The 18,710-nt window shown below is 70.7% G+C and carries 16 protein-coding genes and 2 pseudogenes; 6 read left to right on the top strand and 12 right to left on the bottom strand.

Annotated elements, in window-relative coordinates:
- Both AIIKEEIJ_RS02435 and AIIKEEIJ_RS02430 read right to left on the bottom strand, forming a co-directional pair.
- Positions 1 to 323, bottom strand: a pseudogene (locus AIIKEEIJ_RS02435) (hypothetical protein); the annotation flags it as partial.
- Positions 324 to 370: 47 nt separating this feature from the next.
- On the bottom strand, positions 371 to 1,138 hold the full coding sequence (locus AIIKEEIJ_RS02430; protein WP_029545431.1) for an SDR family oxidoreductase: 768 nt from the start codon (positions 1,136 to 1,138) through the stop codon (positions 371 to 373).
- Between the two features lie 63 nt (positions 1,139 to 1,201).
- On the opposite strand from AIIKEEIJ_RS02430, the gene AIIKEEIJ_RS02425 reads away from it, so the two are divergent.
- Entirely contained in the window at positions 1,202 to 1,648 is a 447-nt protein-coding gene (locus AIIKEEIJ_RS02425; RefSeq protein ID WP_043796715.1) for a hypothetical protein, read from the top strand.
- Positions 1,649 to 1,684: 36 nt separating this feature from the next.
- Here the strand turns inward: AIIKEEIJ_RS02425 and AIIKEEIJ_RS02420 are convergent, their stop codons facing one another.
- The 9 genes from AIIKEEIJ_RS02420 to clpB all read right to left on the bottom strand — a co-directional run bounded on the left by AIIKEEIJ_RS02420 (position 1,685) and on the right by clpB (position 11,183).
- Complete coding sequence (locus AIIKEEIJ_RS02420; protein ID WP_006945335.1) at positions 1,685 to 2,434, bottom strand: lysoplasmalogenase; 750 nt, start codon at positions 2,432 to 2,434, stop codon at positions 1,685 to 1,687.
- A 47-nt stretch (positions 2,435 to 2,481) separates the two neighbouring features.
- On the bottom strand, positions 2,482 to 3,624 hold the full coding sequence (galK, locus tag AIIKEEIJ_RS02415; protein ID WP_161994863.1) for a galactokinase: 1,143 nt from the start codon (positions 3,622 to 3,624) through the stop codon (positions 2,482 to 2,484).
- Positions 3,621 to 4,727, bottom strand: a complete 1,107-nt coding sequence (galT, locus tag AIIKEEIJ_RS02410) for a galactose-1-phosphate uridylyltransferase (protein WP_161994866.1) — start codon at positions 4,725 to 4,727, stop codon at positions 3,621 to 3,623. The genes galK and galT overlap by 4 nt, the downstream gene beginning before the upstream one ends.
- A gap of 19 nt (positions 4,728 to 4,746) precedes the next feature.
- On the bottom strand, positions 4,747 to 5,286 hold the full coding sequence (pyrE, locus tag AIIKEEIJ_RS02405) for an orotate phosphoribosyltransferase (protein WP_006945331.1): 540 nt from the start codon (positions 5,284 to 5,286) through the stop codon (positions 4,747 to 4,749).
- 77 nt (positions 5,287 to 5,363) lie between these two features.
- A complete protein-coding gene (locus AIIKEEIJ_RS02400) occupies positions 5,364 to 5,996 on the bottom strand; it encodes a LemA family protein (protein WP_161994865.1) in 633 nt (210 codons plus the stop codon).
- A 108-nt stretch (positions 5,997 to 6,104) separates the two neighbouring features.
- Positions 6,105 to 6,893, bottom strand: a complete 789-nt coding sequence (locus AIIKEEIJ_RS02395; protein ID WP_161994862.1) for an SDR family NAD(P)-dependent oxidoreductase — start codon at positions 6,891 to 6,893, stop codon at positions 6,105 to 6,107.
- A gap of 49 nt (positions 6,894 to 6,942) precedes the next feature.
- Positions 6,943 to 7,602, bottom strand: coding sequence for a hypothetical protein (locus AIIKEEIJ_RS02390; RefSeq protein ID WP_029545443.1), 660 nt, complete (start codon positions 7,600 to 7,602; stop codon positions 6,943 to 6,945).
- Between the two features lie 30 nt (positions 7,603 to 7,632).
- Positions 7,633 to 8,550, bottom strand: a complete 918-nt coding sequence (locus AIIKEEIJ_RS02385) for a DUF5666 domain-containing protein (RefSeq protein WP_161994861.1) — start codon at positions 8,548 to 8,550, stop codon at positions 7,633 to 7,635.
- Positions 8,551 to 8,627: 77 nt separating this feature from the next.
- Entirely contained in the window at positions 8,628 to 11,183 is a 2,556-nt protein-coding gene (gene clpB / locus AIIKEEIJ_RS02380; RefSeq protein ID WP_161994860.1) for an ATP-dependent chaperone ClpB, read from the bottom strand.
- A 242-nt stretch (positions 11,184 to 11,425) separates the two neighbouring features.
- Here clpB and AIIKEEIJ_RS02375 point away from each other — a divergent pair, with 242 nt between their 5' ends.
- From AIIKEEIJ_RS02375 to AIIKEEIJ_RS02360, 4 genes are all read left to right on the top strand, one after another.
- Entirely contained in the window at positions 11,426 to 12,586 is a 1,161-nt protein-coding gene (locus AIIKEEIJ_RS02375; RefSeq protein WP_161994859.1) for an FAD-binding oxidoreductase, read from the top strand.
- A 255-nt stretch (positions 12,587 to 12,841) separates the two neighbouring features.
- Complete coding sequence (locus tag AIIKEEIJ_RS02370; RefSeq protein ID WP_373566445.1) at positions 12,842 to 13,453, top strand: response regulator transcription factor; 612 nt, start codon at positions 12,842 to 12,844, stop codon at positions 13,451 to 13,453.
- A 5-nt stretch (positions 13,454 to 13,458) separates the two neighbouring features.
- Positions 13,459 to 14,205, top strand: coding sequence for a DUF4255 domain-containing protein (locus tag AIIKEEIJ_RS02365; RefSeq protein WP_251549579.1), 747 nt, complete (start codon positions 13,459 to 13,461; stop codon positions 14,203 to 14,205).
- Positions 14,202 to 16,226 (top strand): ATP-binding protein, encoded by a 2,025-nt coding sequence (locus AIIKEEIJ_RS02360; RefSeq protein ID WP_161994858.1) that lies wholly within the window; start codon positions 14,202 to 14,204, stop codon positions 16,224 to 16,226. Before AIIKEEIJ_RS02365 ends, AIIKEEIJ_RS02360 begins: the two co-directional genes overlap by 4 nt.
- 8 nt (positions 16,227 to 16,234) lie before the next feature.
- On the opposite strand, the gene AIIKEEIJ_RS02355 is transcribed toward AIIKEEIJ_RS02360, so the two are convergent.
- A complete protein-coding gene (locus AIIKEEIJ_RS02355; protein WP_161994857.1) occupies positions 16,235 to 18,226 on the bottom strand; it encodes a hypothetical protein in 1,992 nt (663 codons plus the stop codon).
- 359 nt (positions 18,227 to 18,585) lie between these two features.
- Here AIIKEEIJ_RS02355 and AIIKEEIJ_RS02350 point away from each other — a divergent pair.
- Positions 18,586 to 18,710 (top strand): annotated as a pseudogene (locus tag AIIKEEIJ_RS02350) (carboxyl transferase domain-containing protein); the annotation flags it as partial.

The raw sequence follows: 18,710 nt of genomic DNA, 5'->3' as shown, positions 1-18,710 counted from the left end.
AGTTTGACGATGCCGCAGCGGAACCCGCCGTCGGGGCTGGTGAAGTAGTACGACTCGTTGCGCTCGTACTGCACGTCCGCCAGCGTCGTCGGCGCGCTGTCGGGGGCCGGCGCCGGCGGCGTGGTCGTCGTGGTCCCGGTGGCCGTCGTGGTCCCGGGGGCCGTCGGCGCGGGTGCCGCGGTCGTGGTGGTGGTCGTGGCGGCCGCGCTCGCCGACGACGCGGCGGCCGGCTGCTCCCCGCCGTCCGCGGTCCCTCCGCACCCGGCCAGTGCCAGCACCGCCACCGCGGCCGCACCGATCGACGACATCCGACGCACGTTCACCCGACTCCTTCCGTCGCTGATCCGTCCGCCACTCTAGCGAGACCGCCTCAGCTGCCGGTCACCCACCGGTTGACCAGGCGATTGAGCCGGGTGGGCGTAACCTGCGCGAGGGCGGCGAACGCCTTGGCCTGCCAGCCCACCGCGTGGTGCACACCCGACGGCCGCCGCCCGGGGCGGGTCAGGTCGTAGAGATCCCGGGCGACGTCGTCGGCGGTGAGCCGGATCCCGAGCCGCCGCGCGGCGCCGACGTTCAGGTCCCGGGTCATCGCCGTCTCGACGAACAGCGGCCACAACGCGATCACCCGGACGCCGTGCGGGGCCCATTCCAGATCGAGCGCCTCGGTCAGCCCGCGCACGGCGAACTTGGTGGCGCTGTAGGTCGCGAGCTCCGGCTGGCCGTAGAGCGCCGACGCCGAGCAGAGGTTGACCACCTGCGCGCCGGGCGTGCGGCGCAGGTACTCGAACGCGCTGTGGCAGCCCGTGATCGTGCCGGTGACGTTGACGTCGACCATCTGCCGGTGCCGTGCGAGCGCGGTCGTCTCGAACGGTCCCGACGCCAGGAGGCCGGCGTTGTTGACGAGCAGGTCGAGGGTGCCGTCGGTGCAGAACCCCTTCAGCGCCCGCTCCCAGCCCGGCGCGTCGGTGACGTCGAGAACGCCGGTGACGATGCCGGGCTGCTCCGCGGCGAGCACCTCGAGGCCCGCCGCGTCGACGTCGACGGCCGCGACCCGGTAACCGCGGCGGGCGAAGAGCAGTGCGGTGGCGCGGCCGATCCCCGAGGCGGCGCCGGTGACGAACACACTGGGTGAATTCATGGATGCAGCGTAGCGACGACGGACGTGGCGCAGGTCACGGACTATCCTGGCATCGGAGGAGCAATGAACCACGTTCGAGTCGTTCGTGCCGTCGCATTCGTCACCGCCGGGTACATCGTCGTCCTGGCGCTGTGGCTGGGCCTGTTCGTCGGCAACTCCCCCGAGGGCACCGTCCCCTACCAGATCATGTTCCTGCTGGCCGCGTACGGCTCGGCGCTGGGCATCGCCATGATCCTCGCCGGGCGGCCGCCGCGCGCCGACCGCCGCCTCGCCCGCCGCGGCCTCGAGGGCTGGGCCACCATCACCTCGGCCCGGCAACTCGGCCACACCGTCGACAACGGCGAGCTGACCGAACTGGACCTCGACCTGACGGTGCCGGGCTCCGAGCCGTACCACGGACGGGTGCTCTACGAGGTCGCCCGCGAGGATCTCGCCCGGTTCGAGCCCGGCCGGGTCGTCGGCATCCGGGTCGACCCCCGCGACCGCGACCGGATCGTCCTCTGCCCGTAGGCGACGCGCGCACGAAAGTGCCTGCCGCGCCCGTCGTTACCCGCGCAGGTAGCCCCGGCGCGCGCGAGTGTCGTCCCGGCCGAGGGCGAGCTTGCCCTCGACGAGGAGCAACTGCGCGAGCGCGTACGTCGCGAGCACGAATCCCTCTGCCGCGGCCCGGGTCCGCTGTGACCGCAGCAGCACCCGCCGCACGACGATGGTGCCGTCGGACAGGGTGAAGACCAGGCCGCCGGCGCCGAGCCAGCTGCGCCGGTCCTCGTTCGGGATCGGCAGTCCGGCCACCCGCCGGGCCCCGGGCGCGAGCGCCGGATCGGCGGCGAGGGTCGCGGTGGTGCCCAGCAGGGCGCCGTACCCGGTCAGCGGCGCCGCCACCTCCGGGGACCGTGCGCCGAGCAGACCGGCGGCCCCGAGCGCCGCGACCGCCCGCGGCACCGCCACCGACCGCGTCGGACGGGCACCGCGACGCACCAGCAGGGCCGAGTAGCAGGCCTGCATCACGGCGAACGACGACGCACCGCGCAGCAGCCGGGCGTCGTCGTCCGGGTCGATCATGAACACGTCGCCGACGGTCGCGCCGGTCAGCCCGAGCAGCAACAGAGCGGTGTCGAGCCGGTCGGTGTGCGGGGCGTGCCGCAGCACCCGCACCGCCAGCGACGGGCCGATCAGCGGCTTGGCCACCCGCTGCAACCGCTCGTTGCCGAGCACCCCGCCCACGACCGTCGCCGCCGCGGCCGCGGCGAACACCACATGCTCGGCGTTCCACTTGTCCCGGCTGAACCATCCCATGGCCGGCAGCGTACCGACCCGCACGACGTCACCCGGCCGCCTTACCCTCAGGAGCAACGCCGGGCGCCCGCCGCCGCCACCGCACGCAGGAACTTCGGCCGCGGCAGGTCCCGCTCGCGGGCGGCCGCCGTCACAGCCTCCGCCACCGCGGCGACGTCCGTCGCCCGGCACAGCGCGATCGCGGATCCGCCGAATCCGCCGCCGACCATCCGGGCCCCGAGCGCCCCGGCGGCGCGGGCGGCGTCGACGGCGCTGTCGAGTTCGACGGAGCTGACCTCGAAGTCGTCGCGCAGCGACCGGTGCGCGGCGTCGAGCAGCGGCCCGAGCCGGTCCGGGGCGTCGTCCCGCAGCGCGGCGACGGCGGCACGCACCCGGGCGATCTCCGTGACGACGTGCCCGGCCCGGCGCCGCAGCACCGGATCGGTCAGCGCGTCGAGCGCAGCCACGGTGTCGACCTCGCGCAGACTCGTCACGCCGAGCCGGCGCGCGGCCTCCTCGACGTCGCGGCGCCGCTGCCCGTACGGCCCGTCGACGAGGCGGTGCGGCGCGTCCGTGTCGACGACGAGCAGCGCCAGGCCGTGCGATTCCAGGTCGATCGGGATGTGCTCGACCGCTCCGGTCGCGCAGTCCAGCAGCAGTGCACGACCGGCCCGGCCGCGCAGCGCGACCTGCTGGTCCATGCCGCCGGTGGGGGCGCCGACACAGTCGTTCTCGGCCCGCGTGCAGGCGGCGGCGAGGGCGGCCCGGCCGGCATCGTCGACCGGCAGCCCGTACAGCTCGGCCAGGGCGAGGGCGACGGCCGCCTCGAGCGCCGCCGAGCTGGACAGGCCCGCCCCCACCGGCACGTCGGAGGCGATCGCGACGTCGACGCCCGCGAACCCGGGCGGGTCGAGCGTATGAATCACCCCGGCGACGTAGGCGGCCCAGCCGCCGGTGCGTCCTTTGGGCGGCTGGAGCAGCCCAAAGGACGCACCGGCGAAGCCCTCGCTGACGAGCCGCACCGCCCCGTCGTCGCGGCGACGCACCGCCGCCGCCGTGACCTGCGGCAGCGCCAGGGGCAGGCACAGCCCGCCGGCGTAGTCGACGTGCTCACCGATCAGGTTGACCCGGCCCGGCGCGCACCACACCCCCTCCGGTATCCCACCGAACTCCCGGGCGAACTCGGCCGCCGCGGCCGCGCACACCTTCATCCGGCGAGCTCCCGCAGCCGCGCCGCGATGCGTTCGGCGGAGGTGTCGCTGATCCATACACCCATCGCGGACTCCGAGCCGGCCAGGTACTTGAGCTTGTCGGCGGCGCGGCGCAGCGAGAAGATCTGGCAGAACAGACGACCGTACGGTCGCTCGTCGCCGACCGGCGCCTGGTGCCAGGCCGCGATGTAGGGGACGCGGTCCACGCCGTCGAAGAACAGGTCCACGCGGCGCAGCAACTCCCGGTAGGCCACCGCCAGCTCGTCGCGCTCGGCGTCGTCGAGGGCTGCGAGGTCCGGCACGTCGCGATGCGGGGCGAGGTGCACCTCGATCGGCCACCGCGCCGCGGCCGGCACGTAGGCGGTCCACCGCCGCCCGGACCACACGATGCGCGTGCCCGCCCGGCGTTCGGCCTCGAGCACGTCGCGTTGCAGCAGCCGGCCCGTCGCGGCGTGGTGCGCGCGGGCGCGCTGCACCAGTACCTGCGAGCGCGCCGGCAGGAACGGGTAGGCATAGATCTGCCCGTGCGGATGTTGAAGCGTCACACCGATTTCCGCACCACGGTTCTCGAAGCAGAACACCTGCCGCACGTCGGGGGCGGCCGAGAGCTCGGCGGTGCGGTCGGCCAGCGCATCGAACACCGTGCGGGCCCGCGCGACGCTCAGGTCGACGAACCGGGCGTCGTGGTCGGCGGTGAATGCGACCACCTCGCAGCGGCCCGTCGCGGGTCGTCGCGGCCACAGCGGGTCGCCGTCCACCGGACCGGCGACGGCGCCACCCGGCCCGAGGGCCGGGAAGCGGTTCTCGAACACCACCACGTCGTAGTCGTCGGCGGGGATCTCGGTGGCGGCCCGGCCCGGACGGGTGGGGCACAGCGGGCAGTCCGCGGGGTCCGGCAGGAAGGTGCGGTCCATGCGGTGCGACGCGGAGACCACCCACTCCCCCGTCAGCGGGTCGAAGCGGAGTTCGGACGCGGCCCCGGCCGACGGTAGCCGCCGCGTGTCGTGCCGCTCCCGCACCGCGCCACCACCGACGTACGGCTCGGTGTCGTCGAAATAGAACAGTTCCCGGCCGTCCGCGAGGCGCGTCGCGGTCCGTCGCACCCGCCCGGCCACGGAGAACCTAGGCGTCCTGCAGTCCCAGGTCCTGCAGACCCAGCAGGTAGCGGTACTCGACGCCCTCCGCGGCGATCACCTCGCCGGCACCGGTGGCCCGGTCGACGACGGTGGCGACACCCACGACCGTCGCGCCGGCGTCGCGCAGGGCCTTGACCGCGGTGAGCGGAGAGTTGCCCGTGGTGGTCGTGTCCTCGACCACCAGGACACGCTTGCCGAGCACGTCGGGACCCTCGATCTGCCGCTGCATGCCGTGCGCCTTGGCGGCCTTGCGGACGACGAACGCGTCGATCGGGCGGCCGGCGGCGTGCATGACCGCGAGCGCCACTGGATCGGCACCCATGGTGAGGCCGCCCACGGCGTCGAAGTCCCAGTCGGCGACCAGTTCCCGGATGAGCTTGCCGATCAGCGGGCCGGCCCGGTGGTGCAGGGTGGCGCGGCGGAGATCCACGTAGTAGTCGGCCTCTTTGCCGGACGACAAGGTCACCTTGCCGTGCACCACCGCCAGTTCGCGAACCAGCGCAGCCAACTCCTCGCGATCACTCATCGCAACCCCTCACCGTCTCTCGTTCCAGCCGCGCCCCGGGGGCGCCGGCGACGACGAGCCTAGTCGGGGTCCGACGGTCAGGCCGCGACGGTGTCCGATCCGCCGGTCGGCGCGTCCGATCCGCCGGTCGGCGCGTCGCCTCCGGGGGCGGAGGCGGGAGCCGTCGCGACGGGCTCAGGCGGGGCCACGGCGGTGGGGGCGGGCGGGGCGGCGACCTCGAACAGCGGGACGGGTCCGACCGCGGCGAGGCGCGCGAACACCGAGGCCGGGAAGGTGGTGGTCGCGGTGTTGATGGCGCGGCCGAGGTCGTTGTGGACGCGGGCGGCCCCGGCGATGCGCTGCTCGCGGGTCTGCAACTCGCGGGCGACGCGGATGAACGGCCAGTGGTTGACGCCGTCGAGGACGCCGATCAGGTCGTGCAGGGCCGCCGACAGGGTGTTCTCGGCCGCGGCCCGCTCGCCCAGGGGCAGCCGCTGGTCGCGCATGGCGATTGCCAGGGAGCGGGCTCCGACGACGGGGCTGAGCCGGCTGCGGTCCATGCCGGCGCCGGCGGAGGCCGCGACGAGGGCGGGCACCTGGTCGTAGCGGTCGTCGAGTTCGTTGGTCAGCAGGCGCAGGCTGTCACGGTGGCGCGACTTCAGCACCCGGAGGCGGCGGACGGCGGCGCGCGTCCACAGCAGCAGTACCACCACGACCGCAACGACAATCACAAGAGCCACAGACGTCACAGGGCGGAATCTACCGCGGGGCCGAGGGGACGCCCGAGTCGCGACGCGCCGTGTCGGCGCGCCGTGTCCGGACCGTTACCTGCGCTGGGCCTACGTCCGTCCCCGGCCGCGGCCGACCAGGTTGGTCGCCCTGCGCACCAGGTTCTTCGGGACGAGCCGGCCCACCGTCGTGAGCACCTTGTACTGCAGGCCCGGAATGCTGATCACCTTGCCGGCCTCGAGGTTGGCGAGGGACGTGCGCACCACCGTGTCCACGTCGAGCCACATCAGTTCCGGGATCGAGCTCATCTCGATCCCGGCCCGCTCGTGGAAGTCGGTGTGCACGAAGCCGGGGCACAGCGCCTGCACCCGCACCCCGGTGTCGGCGAGGCCGCCGGCCAGTCCCTCGGTGAACGAGACGACGTAGGCCTTGCTCGCCGAGTACGTCGAACCCCGTCCGGAGAGCAATCCGGCGACGCTGGCGACGTTGACGATGCTGCCCCTGCCTGCCGCGATCATCGGCGGCAGCGCGGCCCGGGTCAGCTGCATCACGGCGGTGACGTTGACGTCGAGCTGCGACTGCAGCAGAGCGGGGTCGGCGGTCCAGAATTCGCCGGACGTACCGAACCCGGCGTTGTTGACGAGCATCTCCACGCCCTCGGCGAGGCGCCGCGCGACGGAGGCGCGGCCGTCCTCGGTGGCCAGGTCTGCGGCGAGGACCTCCGAGGTGGTGCCGAAACGCGACGTCAGTTCGTCGGCGAGGGACCGCAGGCTCTCCTCGCGACGGGCGACGAGCACGAGGTCGTACCCCTTGCCGGCGAGCGCGCGCGCGAAGCCTGCGCCGATGCCGGACGTGGGGCCGGTGATCAGGGCGACGGGCCGGGTGGCAGCGGAAGTCATGGGCTAAAGCTAGCGCAGCGCGCCGGCCGCTTCCGGTGACGCGGTGGGCTCAGTGCCGCGCGGAGGGGCGGCCGGGGTCGTGCGCGACCCGGTCGAGTTCCTGCGGCTCCACGATCGGGGGCAGCACGTGCAGGATCCCGGAGAGCCGGGCGACGGTCTCGATGGCCGAGTCCCATTCCCGGCCGGTGCTGCCCACGGGGATCGAGCCGAGGGTCCATTCGCCCTCGCTCCACAGCATCTGCACGTGCGGCGGGATCGACTCGGTGTAGGCGACCATGCGCTGGTCACAGATGCGGCGGGCGATCTCGAGGTCGGTGGCGAACACGATGCGCGGACCGATGGCGCCGAGCAGGTTCATGTCCGAGTCCTTCGGCGGCGGCGTCGACTTCAGGCGCAGGTCGATGTCGACGTCGGAGCCGACCTTGCGGCGCACCGCGACGATCGTCGCGGTCTCCTCGATGTCGAAGAGGATGAACTCCTCGCCGCGGCGGATGCCGTGGACCACGTCCACCGCGCCGAGATACTCCTGCTTGGCCAGGGCCGCCCGGTGCCAGTGCCCGGGCAGGGTGTCGTCGGCGGCGCTGTACTTGTAGCCCTGGGCGCGCGCCCAGATCTCGCGCACGCGGCCGGACTGTTCGCGGCGCGTGCGGTCGATGTAGAGCAGCACCAGCGCACCCGCGAGTGCGATCGCCGCCAGTCCGAACCACATAACCGTCATCGAGGGTCAGCCTATCGCGTTCTAGTTGCCCGGACCGCCGAAGGACGGCAGGGACGCGCTGACCACAGTGTCGGCGATCATCTCCCCGTCCCGCAACGGCGAGCCCTGCGCGACGACCGAGTCGCCGACCCGCAGCGCCGACGGATCGGAGCCCGCGAGCGACATGATCTGCGTCTCGGGCGTGAGCCGCACGGTGACGCTCGAGCCGCCCATGCCGCTGAGCGTGAGGGAGGTGCCGTCGTTGGCGGTGATCGTGCCGACGACGGTGCCGGCCGCGCCGATGACGTCGCCGAGCCCGCCGGGCAGCTGCTCGAACGGCAGGCCGGGCACGGCCGGGTCGGTGGTGGGCGCGGGCGTCGTGGGCGCGGGCCGGGGCACCGTGGTCGTGGTGGTCGGGGCCGCCGCGCTGCGCTGCTGCGGGTCGTCGCCGCTGCCGCCGCTGAGCAGATAGCCGCCGAAGCCGGCCAGCACGATCAGCGCCACCGCGGCGAGCAGGATCAGGCCCCAACGGCGCCGCCGGGGCGGCTTCGCGTCGAGCGCCGGGTACTCGCCGGTGTGCGGCGGGGTGGGTGGCGCCGCCCCGTACTGCTGGGTGTGCGGGTACTGCTGCGCCGACGTGTACTGCTGGGTCGGCGCGTACTGCTGGGTCGGCGTGTACTGCGGCTGGGGCCCGTAGGAGCCGGGCTGCTCGAACGCCTGCGTCGGGTTGGGCGGCGCCGCCGTCGGATCGAACCGGGGGTCGTACGCCGGGTAGACCAGGGTGGGGTTGGCGGGCGGACGGCCGTACGCCTCGGTCGGGTCGGCGGTGTGCAGGACCCGGGTGTCGTCGGCGTCCGGGTCCGTGCGGCCGGTGCCCGTCGCGCGCGCGTCGTCCGCACGCCCCTCGTCGAGCGAGTAGGCGCGCTCCTGGGGGGTGCGCGGATCGTGCGGGTTCGTCATGGTCCCTCCAGGTTAGGCGCTGCGCGCCGGTGCGTCCTTTGGGCTGGCACAGCAGCCCAAAGGACGCACCGGCGGCGTCAGGCGCCTATCACGAGGTGGTCGCCGTCGTCGCTGACGCCCACCGAGACGGTGTCGCCGTCCTTGATGTCCCCGGCCAGCAGCTTCTTGGCGAGCTGATCGCCGATCGACTGCTGGATGAGCCGGCGCAGCGGACGCGCACCGTACTGCGGGTCGTAGCCCCGCACGGCGAGCCAGAACCGGGCCGAGGTCGACACGTCGAGCGCGAGCCGCCGGGCCGCCAGACGCCCGGCCAGCTGCTCGAGCTGGATGTCGACGATCTGCTCGAGCTGCTCCTCGGTCAGCGAGTGGAAGATCACCACGTCGTCGAGCCGGTTGATGAACTCCGGCTTGAACGCCGCCCGCACCGCCGCCATGATGTGCTCCCGGTCGCCACCCGCACCGAGGTTCGAGGTGAGGATCAGGATCGTGTTGCGGAAGTCGACGGTGCGGCCCTGCCCGTCGGTGAGCCGACCGTCGTCGAGCACCTGCAGCAGCGTGTCGAACACGTCCGGGTGGGCCTTTTCGACCTCGTCGAACAGCACCACCGAGTAGGGGCGGCGACGCACCGCCTCGGTGAGCTGGCCACCCGACTCGTAGCCGACGTAGCCCGGAGGGGCGCCGACGAGCCGCGCGACGGAGTGCTTCTCGCTGTACTCGGACATGTCGATCCGCACCATGGCGCGTTCGTCGTCGAACAGGAAGTCCGCCAGCGCCTTCGCCAGCTCGGTCTTGCCGACGCCGGTGGGGCCGAGGAACAGGAACGAGCCGGTGGGCCGGTTCGGGTCGGCGACGCCCGCCCGCGAGCGGCGCACCGCGTCCGACACGGCCTGTACGGCCTCGTCCTGGCCGACGACCCGCTTGCCGAGCTCGGACTCCATGCGCAGCAGCTTGGCGGTCTCGCCCTCCATCATGCGGCCGGCGGGGATGCCGGTCCAGGCGGCGACGACGTCGGCGACGTCGTCCGGGCCGACCTCCTCCTTGAGCATGACGTCGCCGTCGGAGGCGGCTCCGGACGCGGCGGCGGCCTTCTCCAGTTCCTTCTCCAGCTGCGGGATGCGGCCGTAGCGCAGCTCCGCGGCCTTGCCGAGGTCACCGTCGCGTTCGGCGCGTTCCTCCTCGCCGCGCAGCGCCTCGAGCTGCTCCTTGATCCCCCGCACCGAATCGATGGCGGTCTTTTCGTTCTGCCAGCGGGTGGTGAGCTGGTTCAGCTTCTCGCGTTCGTCGGCGAGTTCGGCGCGCAGCTTCTCGAGCCGGTCCTTGGAGGCCTCGTCGGTCTCCTTCTGCAGCGCCATCTCCTCGATCTCGAGGCGACGGACGATGCGCTCGACCGAGTCGATCTCCTCGGGGCGCGAGTCGATCTCCATGCGCAGCCGGGACGCGGCCTCGTCGACGAGGTCGATGGCCTTGTCCGGCAGGAACCGGGAGGTGATGTACCGGTCGGAGAGGGTGGCGGCGGCGACGAGCGCGGAGTCGGTGATGCGCACGCCGTGGTGCACCTCGTACCGCTCCTTGAGCCCGCGCAGGATGCCCACGGTGTCCTCCACGCTCGGCTCGCCGACGAGCACCTGCTGGAAGCGACGTTCGAGGGCGGCGTCCTTCTCGATGTACTTGCGGTACTCGTCGAGGGTGGTGGCGCCGACGAGGCGCAGCTCGCCGCGGGCGAGCATGGGCTTGATCATGTTGCCGGCGTCCATCGCCGATTCGCCGGTCGCGCCGGCGCCGACGATGGTGTGCAGCTCGTCGATGAAGGTGATGACCTGCCCGGCCGATTCCTTGATCTCGTCGAGCACGGCCTTGAGGCGTTCCTCGAACTCGCCGCGGTACTTGGCGCCGGCGACCATCGACCCGAGGTCGAGCGCGATGACGGTCTTGCCGCGCAGCGACTCGGGGACGTCGCCGGCGACGATGCGCTGGGCGAGGCCCTCGACGATGGCGGTCTTGCCGACGCCGGGCTCGCCGATGAGCACGGGGTTGTTCTTGGTGCGCCGGCTCAGCACCTGGACGACGCGGCGGATCTCGTTGTCGCGGCCGATGACCGGGTCGAGCTTGCCCTCCCGGGCGCGGGCGGTGAGGTCGGTCGAGTACTTCTCGAGCGCCTGGTAGGTGCCCTCGGGGTCCGGGCTGGTCACGCGGGCGCTGCCGCGGACGGTGGTGAACGCGTCGCGCAGCGCGGCGGGGGTGGCGCCGTGCCCGACGAGGAGCTTGGCGACGTCGGAATCGCCGCCGGCCAGGCCGACGAGCACGTGCTCGGTCGAGACGTACTCGTCGTCGAGTTCGGTGGCGAGGTGCTGCGCGGCGGTCAGGGCGGCGACGGCCTCCCGGCCGAGCTGCGGCGTGGTGGTGGCGCCGGTGGCGCTGGGCAGCCGGTCGACGAGTGTCTGCGCCTCCCGGTGCACGACGGTCGGGTCCACGCCGACGGCCTTGAGCAGCGGCGCGGCGATGCCGTCGGTCTGGTCGAGCAGCGCGACGAGCAGGTGGGCCGGACGGATCTCCGGATTGCCCGCAGCGGACGCGGACTGCATGGCAGCCGTCATCGCCGCCTGGGTCTTGGTGGTGGGATTGAACGAGTCCACTGCGAACCCCTTCCCTTCATTGAGCGAGCCGGTATCAATTCTGCACCCGCCAGCCTCCCGCCGCGGGCGTTCGCATGCTTCAACGGCCCCAAAGTTGAGTTTGTTCCGCTCAACTTTATCGAGTCGTGTGACCTGCGGCACATCGCGGGGGTCATCGAGCCGCTCGACGTCGATTGTGGCCGAAACACCGCCGCGGGACTACAGTGGCGGCCGACCAGCAGAGACGGCGAGCGGGAGGGTGCGTGGAGGCCTTCGCCGTCGCCCGTGTCCAGCTCAGCTTCGCGTCGATCGTCGCGACCCCCGGCGGCGCCGAGCGCTTCGCCACGGCCTTCTACACCGCCCTGTGGAGCGACACCGTCGGCATCCGCGAGCTGTTCCCCGCGGGAATGGAGACGATGCGGCAGCGGTTCGCGACCGCCGTCGGCTGGGCGATCAACCGGCTCGGCGACCCCGACACCGTCACCGCCTTCCTCACCCAGCTCGGCCGCGACCACCGCAAGTACGGCGTCCGGCCCGACCACTTCCACGCCGCCGGCCGGGCCCTGCACACCGCCGTGCGCGAGTGCACCCCGCCCATCCTGTGGACCGACGCCCTCGACCGCACGTGGTCCGGGGTCATCACCCACGTCGTCGACACCATGGCCGCCGCCGCCGCCGAGGACGACCTGCCCGCCGCGTGGGGCGCCACCGTCGTCGGCCACGAACGGGTGCTGCCCGACCTGGCGATCATCCGGCTCGAGACGGACTCGCCCATCCCGTACCACGCCGGGCAGTACATGAGCGTGCAGATCCCGCAGCGGCCGCACATGTGGCGGTACCTGTCGGCGGCAATCCCCCCGAACCCATACGGCCAGATCGAGTTCCACGTCCGTCGCGTGTCCGGCGGCTGGGTCAGCCCGGCACTGGTCGGCGACACCGCCGTCGGCGACCGCTGGGTGATCGGACCCCCGCTCGGGGGGCTGCACGTCGACCGCGACAGCGGCGAGGACGTGCTGATGATCGCCTCCGGCACAGGCCTCGCGCCGCTGCGGGCGCAACTGATGGAGATGGGCATGCGGGGCGACAACCCGCGCGTGCACCTGTTCTTCGGCGGCAAGTACCCCTGCGACCTCTACGACCTGCAGACGCTGTGGCAGCTGGCCACCACCAATCCGTGGCTCACGGTCGTGCCCGTCGTGGAGGAGACCGAGAACCCGTGGTGGCACCCGGTTCCCGTGGAAGATCCGCCGCCGGGCCTGCACCGGACCCTGCACGGCAAGCTGGGAAAGGTGGTCTCACAGTTCGGCTCCTGGGCCGATCGGCAGATCCAGATCGCCGGGTCCCCGTCGATGATCAAGACCACCCTCTACGCACTGTCCGCCGGCGGCACGCCGCGGCAGAACATCAGCTTCGACCCGCTGTAGATCCGCATCTGCCGCACATTGTGTGCCGGTGAGCCTACGCACCGCACCGGCGGTGACCGCAATTCGTTCCCCTTCGAGCCGCCTCACGGGTAATTCGACCTCCGAAGCGATTCCTGGGGATCTCGTTCGGTCCGGGCAATGGACGTCCACCGTGTTGAGCGTTCCGATTCGCCCGTTGAGCCGATGTTGAGCGCCGTCCGGACACTTGTTGTTGCCCATTCACACCTCCCCCGGGAGCAAGAGATGCAACCCCGAGTGCCTGTTTACGTATACGCCGACGACTCGATACTCCGGGCCGGAGTAGTCAGTCAGCTGCGCATGCGGAGCGAGGTGGCCGTCGTCGACACCGATCCGGAATCCGCGGAGGTCGCCATCCTCGCCGCTGACGTTCTCGACGACGCCGCCATGCGGACCCTCCACGCCCTCCAGCGCGGCTTCTCGCCGCGAGTGATCCTCGTCCTGCGTGTCATCGACGACTCCACGCTCGTCGCCGCGGCAGAGGGCGGTATCAGCGGCCTGCTCCGCCGTAGTGACGCGACACCCGACCTGCTGGTCCGCACCGTCCAGCGCGTCATCGCCGGGGACGGGGTCGTTCCTCCTGACCTTCTCGGCCGCCTGCTCGGCCAGGTCGGTGCCCTGCAGCGACAGGTACTGACGCCGCGCGGATTGCGATTCTCGGGACTCTCCGAACGCGAGGTCCAGGTTCTGCGTCTGGTGGCCGACGGACACGACACCTCTGAGATCGCGCAGAAGCTCTGCTACAGCCAGCGCACGGTCAAGAACGTCCTGCACGACATCACCACCCGGCTGCAGCTCCGCAACAGATCGCACGCCGTGGCATATGCCGTCCGCGAGGGACTGATCTGAGGCCGGTGGTCGCCGTGATATCCGATGTCGATGCAGCTCTCCGCCAGCTGATCGAGCACGAGGCGATCGATGACGCGGAGGTTGATGTCGTCTTCGACGCACCGACCAAGGACTGGGCGGCCCGCCGCACCGGTCCGACGGTCGACGTCTACCTGTACGACATCAGGGAAGACCTGCGCCGACGCCAGCGTGGCCTCGTGAACGAATACGACAACGGGCTCGTGCGCGCCCGGCATCTACCTCCCCGCTACTTCAAGCTCTCCTATCTCGTGGCCGCCTGGACCCAACGTCCCGAGGACGAACATCACCTGTTGGGTCGGTTGCTGACCTGCTTCCTGCGGCACGATGCACTGCCGGGGAGCCTGTTGTCCGGTTCGCTGGCCGACCTCGGGATGCCTGTTCCGGTCGCCGTCGCGCTGCCACCGCCCGAAGACCGATCGTTCGCGGACGTCTGGACAGCGCTCGGCGGTGAACTCAAACCGTCCCTCGACCTCGTCGTCAGCATGCCCACACCTACCGGTCGTGTGCACCCGGCCGCTTCACCTGCCCTTCGCACTCCGCGCCTGTCCGCTGAAGGGAAACACGGCTCGGTTCCTGGTGAGCAGAAGCGCAGACGCACGCCGGCGCCGGACGGCTCCAATCCCGTCCCGTCCGGCCTCGAGACCTTGCCGGAGGACGCACCTCCGGCGGACGGCGAGAGTCCGTCGATCACCATGCGCAAGGCTCGCCGCAAGCAGGGACGCAACGAATGAACTCGGACGCCAACCTGCGGGATCTGCTCGACCGGTGCGCCCTGATCGAGGCACGCGTCCGCATGGTCGTGACCCATCGGCGCAGTTACGATCCAACCCCCGACGACCCCTTCCGAGGCCTGTATCTGAGCGACGAATCCGCAGTGGCGTTGCTCGACGTGGTTCCACCCCCGCCGGAGTCCGACCGCGTGGCTCGCATCGCACTGGATCGCCGGGCCGACGCGGCAGAAGCGGCGGGCGGCGACCTGCGGCTGCGTCGGCTTGCCCGGTCCGCCGGGCTGTCCGACATCGATGTCGACGCGTTGCTGATGTGCATGCTGCCGGACTTGAATTCGCGGTTCGAACGTCTCTACGGCTACCTCAACGACGACGTCACGCGGCGGAGGGCGACGATCGGCCTGGTCCTCGAACTACTCGAGCTGTCCCCCATGACAGCCGAGCACCGCGCACGATTGGCGGCAGGGGCGCCGCTGATCGAAACCGGCCTCGTACTGGTGGAGGACGAGGAGCGCCCGTTTCTCACCCGGGGCCTGCGAGTTCCGGATCGTGTGACCCAGCATCTGCTCGGCGACGATCGCTGCGACCCGGAGATCGCCGATCTGCCTTTCGATGCAGGGCATTTCGAGTCTCCCGTGTCCGGCCGGATCGCGCGTACGATACGAACAGGCCAGCACTGCACCTACATCCGGGAGTCCATCGGGTCCGGCGCTCCTGCTGTTGCCGTTGCAGCCCTGGAGGCAGCAGGTCGCTCCGCCCTGTGTGTGGACGCCAGCCGGCTGCTCGAGCACCCCGACCCGGCCCGCGCGGTGGTTGGGCTGGGCCGAGAAGCGATGCTACGCGGAGCCGGGATAGTCGTGACACCCATGGACGCGCTGGCCACACACACGGCGATCATCCGGGCGTTGTGCGAACTGACAGCACCCGTCGTTGCGATCGGAACCGTCACCTGGGATCCGCGCTGGTCGGACAGCGTGCCGCTCCAGGTCGATGCGGAGCGCCTGTCGACCGAGGACCGAGCACACCTCTGGGCCGTCGCAGCCGGGGACAGCGTCGTCGACGGCTCCCTCACCGAGGTCGCGAACCAGTTCGTGCTGGGTCCGGCACAGATCGAACGTGCGGTTCGTTCGGCGCGTATATCGGCGAGCCTGACCGGCAGCACCCTCACCGGACGAGACCTGTGCCAGGGAGCGCGGGCGCAGAACGCGGCTGGGCTGGAGCGACTCGCCCGGCGCATCGAACCCTCGGTCGGCTGGGATGATCTCGTACTCCCCCACCGCGTCGTCGACCAGTTGCACGAGCTCACCGCTCGTGCTCGCTATCGGGAACGAGTCCTCACCGACTGGCGGATGCGGCCCGGTGGCGGACGAGGGCGTGGAGTCACCGCCCTCCTCGCAGGTGAATCGGGCACCGGCAAGACCATGGCCGCCGAGGTCATAGCCGGGGATCTCGGTCTCGACCTGTACTCGGTGGACCTGGCCGCGGTGGTGGACAAGTATGTGGGCGAAACGGAGAAGAACCTCGAACGCATCTTCGCGGAAGCGAGTGGCGTCAATGCCGTGCTGCTGTTCGACGAGGCCGATGCCGTCTTCGGCAAGAGGAGCGAAGTACGCGACGCGCACGATCGCTACGCGAACATCGAGAGTGCTTATCTGCTGCAACGCATGGAGAACTTCGACGGACTCGCCGTTCTCGCAACCAATCTGCGCGCCAACCTCGACGAGGCATTCGTCCGCCGGCTCGACGCCATCGTGGACTTTCCGACGCCCGACGAGGACGCACGGCGGGCGTTGTGGCGGCATTGTTTCGACTCACCGGTACCGTGCAGCGACGATCTCGATATGGACTACTTGGCCCGATCGTTCACGTTGTCGGGCGGCAACATTCGTTCCGCAGCCATCACCGCCGCCTACCTGGCGGCGGCGAGCAACAGCGCGATCGGCATGGAACATGTCATACCCGCGGTGCGTCAGGAATACCGCAAGCTCGGCCGACTCGTGCCGGAATCCGTCGCCGCCGGGTGATCCGATCGTCACGATTCGCTACTTCGGATGCACAATCCGCCGACGCATCCGAGGAGGCACCCCACCACCACGAGCGGCAAACCGGTTCCTCCGGGCGCCGCAGAGAACTGCGCATCCGCGTAGACCGCGAATCCGATCGTGACAGCGATGGCAGCGAGGCCGGCAATGATGGTCATGCCACCCTTCGGACGCAGGATGCCGATCAGCATGAGCGCGATGAGCACGATCACGACCGTCCGAGCGATGGGTTGAGTCACGTAGGTGTAGTCGTCTCCGGTAGCGACGCTCATGATGTCGCCGATACCGGGGAACCGCCGCACGGTCAGCAGCGGAACCTGCTGTGCATCACCCGTCCACGGGAGAAACGCGCCGATCAGCGCGATCAGGCCTCCGAGGAGGGTCGCGGCGATCCGGATCAGCGGAAGCAGGTCGTCCGAGGTCTGGGTGAGCACGGCGCCGGCATCCACGACGATTCCGCCGTCCTCGGCACCCACCTCGAGGTTTCGGACCTTGGCGTGCCCCATTCGCGGACGCGGCGCCCGGACGGTGACCTTCGCCCAACCGGCTTGCCCCGGGGGAATGTTCAACGTCGGCGGGTCGAAGGAGAACTGGACGGCGTTTTCGGGGTCGCGGCCCACCAGTCGCGCCCGGAGAGGCAAGGCCCTGCTCCTGTTGTCGACCACGACACGCAGCTGTCCACGCGAACTGTTGTGCACGGTGAACTGTTCCGGCTCGAGCCGTATCCGAGCGAGGGTGATCGGCGCCGGGGACGCTGTCTGCACGAAGGCGCCCTGGGTCTTGACGGAACCGTCCTCGTTGCTTGCCACGACCCGGATCTCCCGGGAGACCGTCTCTCCGCCCGGCGGTGGTGGAGCGGAGACCGTCATCGCGACCCGCGACACCCCGCCCGGCGGCACTTCGAGTGCCCACGCCTCGAATTCGAATCCGACGGCGCGTTCCGGATCGGAACCGTTCAGCCGCACTTTCAGTGGTTGCGATCCACGGGTGTTGTCCACCGCTACACGGCAGCGACCGTGTGTGCGGTCCTTGACCGTGATCTGCTCGGGTTCGAGTCGGATTTCGGCTGTGGCGATCGGATTCGGCGAGGTCGTGTGTATCAGGGTTCCGTCTACGGTTGCCTCACTGGTGCCGTCGGTCGCGACGACCGTGAAGGGTTTGCTGGTTTCGGCTTCCTTCCGGGGAGCAACGAGTTGGGCGCGGATGCCGACCCGGCTCTCGGATCCGGCGCGGACATCGATCTTTGCTACATAGAACAAAACCCGGACCGATCCTTCCGGGTCTCGACCGGAGAGCCGGACATGTCGGTCGACGCCACCTTTGCGGTTGTCGATGATCAGCCATCCCTGCCCGTAGGGCGCGTCGGCGGCCTTGAGGGTGCTCGGTTCGAGCCGCAGCTGCAGTGCCGACACCTCTTGTTCGATCGTCAGATGCGTCTCGATCTCGGCCTGATCGTTCGCACCGCGGATCGTGGCGCGATACGACCGTGCCGAACCGGCCTCCGGTGGTGGCACGAGGACGGCGAGTCCGATCGGAACCGTCTCCCCCGGAGGAACTTCGATGACGTCGGCGGAGAACTCGAATTCGAGGAGATCCTCGGCGTCCGAACCGCTCAACTCGAAACGTTGAGGATAGTTGCTGCTTCGATTGTCGACCTTCAGCTCGACCTTCGCCGATGTCCCGTCCCGGAGCCTGACCCGCTCCGGTTCGACGTGGAGCTGAGCGGGGTCGCCGATCGGTGGCACCGTCAACGCCAGAGCGACGTCGATGGCGGCGTCAGGATCCTCGTCCGAATGTACTCGGATCGGCAGCGTGAACCTCTGAGCGGCAGGCCATCTGGGTGCATCGATCACGACGCTGATCGTGGCCGGCTTCTCCTCGTCGGGATAGAGGGCGATCGCGGGATGCGTCAGCTTCAACCAGCCCGGAGCATCGAGCGGCACCGCCCGGAAGCGATCGACGATCGTGGAGGTATTGTGCACCCGCAGATCGAACGTGCCACCCCCTTCCGGATCGATCGTCAGCTCCGGAGTGACGATCTCGACGCGGGGAGGACGCGCCTCACCGTGACCGCCGGCGGAGCTCCGGCTCGGGGCGGAGGGGGCAGCACTTCGAACGTCCGAACCGGTAGCCCGATCCGGTGGACTCCAGGACGTCACCACCGGGATCTGGGACGTAAGTGTGCGCCCCTCATGGGTGCCCGATCCCGACTCGAACCCGACGAACCGTCCGCAGCGAACACAGAATTCGGCATTCGCCGCGTTGACGGTGCCGCAGTTGCCGCAGATGGGTGCGACATCCGCGTTCGAGATCCGTCCTGAATCGTCCATGTCAGCCGACCCAGATCTCCGTGGTTCTCGGCTTCGCGGCGGGCGGCGCCGCCTACGGCCCCGCACTCACCGACATCGTCATCATGGCGCCCGAGGCCCGCATCTTCGTCACCGGCCCCGACGTGGTGCGCAGCGT

The sequence above is a fragment of the Rhodococcus sp. YH1 genome (assembly GCF_009939605.1).
In the GTDB taxonomy this organism is placed as follows: domain Bacteria; phylum Actinomycetota; class Actinomycetes; order Mycobacteriales; family Mycobacteriaceae; genus Rhodococcus; species Rhodococcus aetherivorans.
This window is presented reverse-complemented; position numbering and strand designations above follow the sequence as displayed.